At 51.0% G+C, this 6,797-nt stretch carries 3 protein-coding genes; 1 reads left to right on the plus strand and 2 read right to left on the minus strand.

Annotated features, from left to right (window positions below):
• A partial coding sequence (locus AACZ40_RS27465; protein ID WP_339676758.1) for a GNAT family N-acetyltransferase occupies window positions 1–1,591 on the plus strand: 1,591 nt, incomplete at its 5' end.
• A gap of 200 nt (window positions 1,592–1,791) precedes the next feature.
• On the opposite strand, the gene AACZ40_RS27470 is transcribed toward AACZ40_RS27465, so the two are convergent.
• Both AACZ40_RS27470 and AACZ40_RS27475 read right to left on the minus strand, forming a co-directional pair.
• Window positions 1,792–5,691 (minus strand): leucine-rich repeat protein, encoded by a 3,900-nt coding sequence (locus AACZ40_RS27470; protein ID WP_291169003.1) that lies wholly within the window; start codon window positions 5,689–5,691, stop codon window positions 1,792–1,794.
• Window positions 5,692–5,805: 114 nt separating this feature from the next.
• Window positions 5,806–6,797: hypothetical protein (locus AACZ40_RS27475; protein WP_339676759.1), on the minus strand; the 992-nt coding region annotated here is incomplete at its 5' end.

The following is a 6,797-nucleotide window of genomic DNA, read 5'->3' on the forward strand; positions in this document are numbered from 1 at the left end:
CGTCCTCGCCGATTCGCACGTCGATGGGGTACTTGTCGTTCTTTCTCCCCAGGCGATGACCGATCCGGCGGGAGCCGCCGCTGCAGTTATCAAAGTTGCGAAGTCGACCTCAAAACCGATCCTCACCTCCTGGATGGGCGGGAAAAAAGTTCATGAGGGAATTACACGTCTGAACAACGCCGGCATTCCCACTTACGATACTCCGGAGCAGGCCGTTCGGGCGTTTATGTACTTGGTGACCTATGCCCGGAATCACCAGTTTCTGTATGAAACTCCCCGCGCGATGCCGGTTCAATATTCGCTGGATCGCCCCCACCTGCGGGAACTGGTGGAAACCGCCTTACAGGAGGGGCGCGACATTCTCTCCGAGCATACATCAAAGTCACTCCTGGAAGCTTATGGAATACCAGTCAATCCAACAGCGATCGCCCGCAGTGCTGAGGAAGCCGTGCAACTGTCTCACCAGATGGGCGTGCCGGTCGTGCTCAAAGTCTTCTCAGAGCAGATCACTCACAAAACGGATGTGGGTGGTGTCGAACTGGGCTTACACGATGATGATGAAATCACGGCAGCCTATAACCGCATCATACAGCGCGTGCAGGCAGCACGCCCCGAAGCGGAGGTGGAAGGAGTGACCGTTCAACGAATGGTTTCCGAGCCGAAAGGGCATGAACTGATTTTGGGAGTCAAACGGGATCCGGTATTTGGGATGGTACTGCTGGTCGGAGCAGGGGGAACCACTGCCGAATTATATCAGGATCGTTCGCTGGAACTTCCTCCATTGAATGAACGGCTGGCCCGCCACGCGCTGGAGATGCTGCGAATCTGGCCTTTATTGAACGGCTATCGAGGGCATCCCGCAGTGAACCTGGATCAACTGATCGAAGTGTTGATCCGGTTGTCTTACTTTGTAGCCGATTTGCCGGAAATCGTGGAACTGGATATCAATCCTCTTTTGGTGACCCCCGACTATGTGATTGCCCTTGATGCACGGATTGTTGTTAACCGGACATTGAGTGATTCGTCGTCCCGCTCCTATTCACACCTGGCAATCCGACCCTACCCGGAGGAGTTTACAAAAACAGCCAGGCTTAAGGATGGTACCCTGGTACGACTGCGTCCAATTCAACCCGAGGACGAAGAAAAATGGCATGAACTTCTGCGAGGCTGTTCGCCCGAATCCATTCGAGCCAGGTTCCGCTTTACTTTTCAAGGCACCACACATGACATGGCAACCCGCTTCTGTTTTATTGACTACGACCGCGAAATTGCCATTGTTGCAGAGAGAGCCGAAGAGCCGGCAGGACAACTGATTGGCGTGGGACGGATGGTGGCTGACGCAGATCATCGGGAAGCCGAATATGCAGTGCTGGTCGGAGATCGCTGGCAGGGTCAGGGATTGGGGTCAGCGTTGACGGATTACTGTCTGGATGTTTGTCGGTCCTGGGGTGTGAACCGCATCGTTGCCGAAACGGCTCCGGATAATTATCGTATGCTGGAATTGTTTCGAAAACGTGGTTTTGTGAAACAGCATGCGAGTTCCACAGATACCATTCTGTTGATGAAAAAACTGGAAGCAGATACCGCTTGAGCAGCAAGGGGCTCAACTACGGTCCCGGTCGATCAAACCTGCTTTCTTTCCACAAAATGCAAATGCGTTTATGCCGTTTCGTTTTGAAATACGGTACGGGATTATACACACATTCGCCGCAAGTCAGGAAGATCGGGCCAGAAAGCGGAAGACCGGACCGTCGAAGCCGGAAACAGAAATGAACAGGGTCCCGAATTGACTCACTTGCTTGAGGAATGATAGATACGACAGTGTGGGAGTACTTCCCGCAGACGTGCGACCTCCTGCGCGGACAGACTGGATTGATGAATCGTTAAGAAAGTGACTTGCTCCGCTTTTCCCAGTTCTTCTATCGTCCGTTCAGGAAAGTTGACAGACCGAAAGCGGAGTTCTGTGATATGCTTTAACTGACTGATTCGTTTCAGCTGTTCCCGGCTGATTTGACAGTCTGAAATCCAGAGTGATTTCAGATCAGGCAGTGCATTGAGGATCACAATGTTTTCTGAGGATAGAAACTCTGCATCCAGTGTGATGGATATCAGATGTGGCAACGCGTGCAATGGCTGCAGATTAAGCTGAGTAATGTGCGTGTTGCCAATCCCGAGCGATCTCAACTGCGCACATTTTAGGATCAGCGGCCAGGCTGCCTCCGAAATCTGCGTTCCATTCAAATACAGTCTACTCAATTTGCTCGAAAGCGTTTTCAGGCCCTGATCAGTGATCCGGGTCCGGCTAAGATCCAGGCCCCACAGGGCAGGTAATTTTCGTATGCCTGCCAAGCCGGAGTCCGTCAGCCGTGTATCGCTGAGTGTCACGAATCCCAGTTGAGGATATTTCTGGAGCAGTGTTGCGATCTGATCTGACACCGCGGTTTTCGACAAATTGAGTGACTGCAGTTGGGGCATTATTCCCATTGATGCAATGCCTTTATCGGTAATCCTGGTTTCACTAAGATAAAGCCTTCTTAATTTAGAGTGATCCTGCAGTGATTGTAGCCCTAAGTCGCCCACATCGGTCTGATTGAGCTGCAACTCGGTCAGCAGAGGCAGTGCTCCGATTACTTTCAGTGCAGTATCGCCTGCCTTCGTAGAAGATAGATTGAGCTGTGACATCTTCTTCATCTGGAATAGATGTTTGACTCCAGCGTCATCAATTTGTGTCCTCTGGAGATCAAGTGACGACAAGTGAGCAAGTCCAGACAAAGCCTGCAGTCCTGCATTATCCACCTTCGTATCGCTTAAATCGAGGGTAACTAATCGATGCAGAGGAGCAAGATGCTTCAGCCCGGCTCCCGTTACCTGAGTTTCGCTGAGTATCAACCGCGACAGACCGGTGAGCTGGCCGATGTGCACCAGATCGTTGTCGGTCACAGTAACGCCACGCAGGTACAAAGCGGAAAGACTTTTACAACCCACCAGGTGCCTGATTCCTGCACCTGTAATATCGGTCTGCGCGATCCCCAGGTTAATCAGAGAGGATAAAGCAGCGAGATTCTCCAATCCCCTGTCATCAATGGCCGTGCTGCTCAACTGGAGGTTGTAAAGTTTGTTCAGTCGTGAGACAGACTTCATTCCTGAGCTGCTGACCTGAGTGCCAGTCAGATCAAGTGAAGTGAGAGAGTTGAGACCTGCGATCTGCTGCAAACCGGCGTCAGTGACATCAGTATCAGCAAGATTCAATTGCCGTAGGCCAACACAGTTAGAAAGGCTTTCCAGAGTGGAATCACCGACTGTGGTCCCTTTCAGCGAAAGTGTAGAGAGCCGAGAGAAGTCTTTGAACGCTTGCCTGCCTGCATCAGTGACATTGGTTTCTGATAGATCCAGAGAATCCAGATGCTGCAGTTTTCCCAATGCCTGCAGAGTCGGATCTCCTACGTCTGTTTGGCTCAAATTAAGCCTGGTCAGACTTGTAGCGGTCCCGAAATGATGTGCGGCTGAATCATCGAGAGTAGTCCCCGATAAATCCAGAGTCGTTAACTCTGGTAGTGCCGACAGAAATGCCAGCCCTTTACCAGTAATATCATTAGAGGCACATTCCAGACTATGTAATTTCTTAAGTTGTACCAGAGAGGCTAAGCCCGCATCTGTGACTCGGGTCCGTTGAATGGACAACGATCTGAGTTGGGAGAATTTGCAAAGTGCCTGTAGTCCCGCGTCATCCAGTTTACTGTTCCAGAGGTGGATGCTTCTGAGCTTGGGAAGATTCGACAGTTTTCCAAAGCCGGCGCCTGTAATTTCAGTCTGACTTAAGTTGAGGCTTTCCAGGTTTGGCAGGTTGTCCAGAGTGGCCAGTGTGTCATCTGTCAGATCAGCATTATAGAGCGTCAGATATTGCAGATTTTGGCAGCCGGCTAGCTGCCGGGCTGCTTGCTCAGCCAGGTGGGTGCTGGACAAGTCCAGTTGCCTCAAATTTTTCAACTGGCGGAGTGCCTCCAGTCCCGTTTCGGTGAGCTTCGTCGCTTGTAGTTCGAGTTTCTGTAGTTCATGCATGTCTGACAGATTGGATAAACCGGAACCGGTCACTCCCGTATTTCCCAATGTGAGCTGCCTGAGACGTTGCAGGTTCCCGATGGATTTCAGACCGGCATCGGTAATCCCGGTCTGACTGAGAATCAGGGTATGCAGTTGAGTCATGGTTTTCAGGTGGTGCATGTTCTCATCGGTGAGACCTGTGCCGCTGAGATTGAGACTGGTCATTCCGGCTGAGTTGTTTAGATACTTTAAGCCACTCCCCGTGAAACCGGCACCGGTCAGGGAAACCATTCTGAGTGAGGTCAGCGAATCTAATGGAGCCAGCGATTCGTCTAAAAGTTCGGTATCTCTGAGATAGAGTTGCGTCAGTTTGTCATTCTGAGCAATCGCTTCCAATATCGGGCGACTGGTGTGGTGAAGCGTTAATTCGGTGATACCTGCGCCGCGAAAGAGACTGGCAAGTGCTTTCGGTTCGATTTGACGACCCCGGATGGTCAGCTCGCTTACATCGCCCAGAACATTCAAACGACTGATCAAGGCGGCAGTCCGGGCATCCAGAAAGTTTACGTAGATAGTATGACCAGAAGAAGAATGACTGATATATCCCCCCAGAGATTCGATTTCCGCCTGAACCTGTTCTCGTTCGTTTCCCAGCATCGCTGTCACGGGAGCAATCCTGATTTTTCCATCTCTGGTTCTCAATGCGAGTATCTGACCGTCGGAGCTGGCAATGTGTGCATGAAGCGGATTCGAATGGTACTGAAACTGAATCTGCAGGCGTCGCTGACCTGGAATTTTTTCCACCGAGGAATACGAACGGTCATCTACCCTACCTGTTCTCGGGGGTGGTGAATCCGGATGTATAAAAATCCGGTCGTTGAGCTTACGCTGGCGAAGCTGCTTCCCATCCTGTGTACTCCAGATAGATGCTTTTCCCTGTAGCAGCAGGTTGAGCTCCTTTCCGTTCGGCGAATACCCCAGTCCCTGAATCGGCTCGGGTGCGTTCCAGCTTTTGACAGATTTCCCGGTCTGAGTGTTCCGAACGTGAACCACATTCCCGACATGCGAAGTCGCAATATAACGGCTGTCCGGTGAAAACGTCAGATTCCGGAGGGGAGCCTCATAATCCCACAGGTTTTTCTTCGAATAATCCTGCTTTTTCTCGAACCGAAACAGTTTGCTGGCACCAGCGTGAAACAGTGCGGTACCATCGGGCGTGAACTTCAGAATGTCGCCAGCCGAAAGACTGACTTTGATTGTATGTTCCCGCTTACGACTGGAAAGATCCATGATTTCAATCGCCTCAGGGTAGCCCAGCGCGCACCGGGAACCATCAGGAGAGAGAGCGATCGTCAGGGGCACCAGGTCCAGGGGCAGGTGATCTGGCTGCACCTGTTTGGGAAGTCGGATTACCGACAACCGTTTGTCTTCGCTTGTCCAGGCAACCACCTTTCCCGTACAAGAAACTGTCAGGTGATTCAGAGTGACGTTTTTCAGATCCAGCGTAAACTGAGAGTGACTGAATTCGAAACCGGTAGAAGACTGATCCTCTGAGTGGACCTGTCTGGATTGAGCCCGCAGTGGTTGTGTCGGTATGAGAAATAGCTGCCCCAGAAACAGCAAAGTAATGGGCAATGGGAAATAGGCCATCTATTTACATCCTTGATATGGTTGAGTTAGTTCACAGTCAGCTATCGACACACTTGTTCATGCCACCGCACAATTCGTACAGTAGCAGCCTGGACTGAGAATTCCCATATCCGCCTATTTATTTTCCACGTCTCTGGGGCTGACTTCGAGCCCTTTCGGAAACTTCAGTTTCGTAAAGGTGTCCTCCGGGAGAAGAGGATCTAACTCGATTGATTCGACCTGGTATTTTTTTCGCCACCCGACCTGCTGTTTGTTTTTCAATCGATATATGATCCAGTTCAGACGATCTTTGTGGAACTTCCGGGGAAACCAGACTCCAGGACGTACTTCCTGCCATTCGTCTACCCATGCTTCACATTGAGGAATCTCTTTCGATCTGGGTGGCTGGTAGAATACGGCCTGTGCGGGGATCAGATTCCGGTCGCGAGCCAGCCAGAGGATTGTTTTGCTGGTTAGTTTGCCATTCATGTGGAATTTCTCGATCCGGATTTTGATACAATTCAGTCCCTGAATTTCTTCCTCTCCGAGCAACTGTACTTTATATGACCATCCATCATTGTAATTGGGCCAGCCTGGAGAAGCCGCTATCGCATCCCTACCTTTGAGCCAGGTCGAAAGCGGAACACGCACCTCATGTTCACACAGCAGCATATGTGGTCGGAACAGATTTTCCATGCATTTCTGTTCGCCGGAGATATCACCATGCCCTCCCTGCTGCCGCTCTTCATCAGTCAGGCCAGGAGTTCGATCATATCGATAGAACTTACGCAGCGTCTCTCCATCGAAGACGGCACTGGACTCGGTGGTTCCGCTACTAAAACGGTTGTAAGGTTTATTGGTGGGATACAGAAACCCTTGTTGGAAACGGCCTGTGGTTAGTTTCTCCTGACGATATTTATCTCCCTGCACAATTAAAGTGAGCTCTGACTTTTGCCGGGCCCGTTTGTCGGAGTCAACCTGACCAGGGGACTGCTCGTAGACCATCTGCAGATTGAGCTTGAGATTCCGGTACAACGCTTCGTTGCGTTCCAGTTCCTGAATCAGAGTCTGCAGTTCTTTTGACTGTTCAGCCTGCGGTTTGTCTGTCTGACCGATTGAGGGGGTAA

Source organism: uncultured Gimesia sp. (assembly GCF_963972345.1).
In the GTDB taxonomy this organism is placed as follows: domain Bacteria; phylum Planctomycetota; class Planctomycetia; order Planctomycetales; family Planctomycetaceae; genus Gimesia.

Excerpts from the sequence above, each read along its gene's own strand:
- AACZ40_RS27470 (WP_291169003.1), bottom strand. The coding sequence starts at position 5,691 with ATGGCCTATTTCCCATTGCCCATTACTTTGCTGTTTCTGGGGCAGCTA.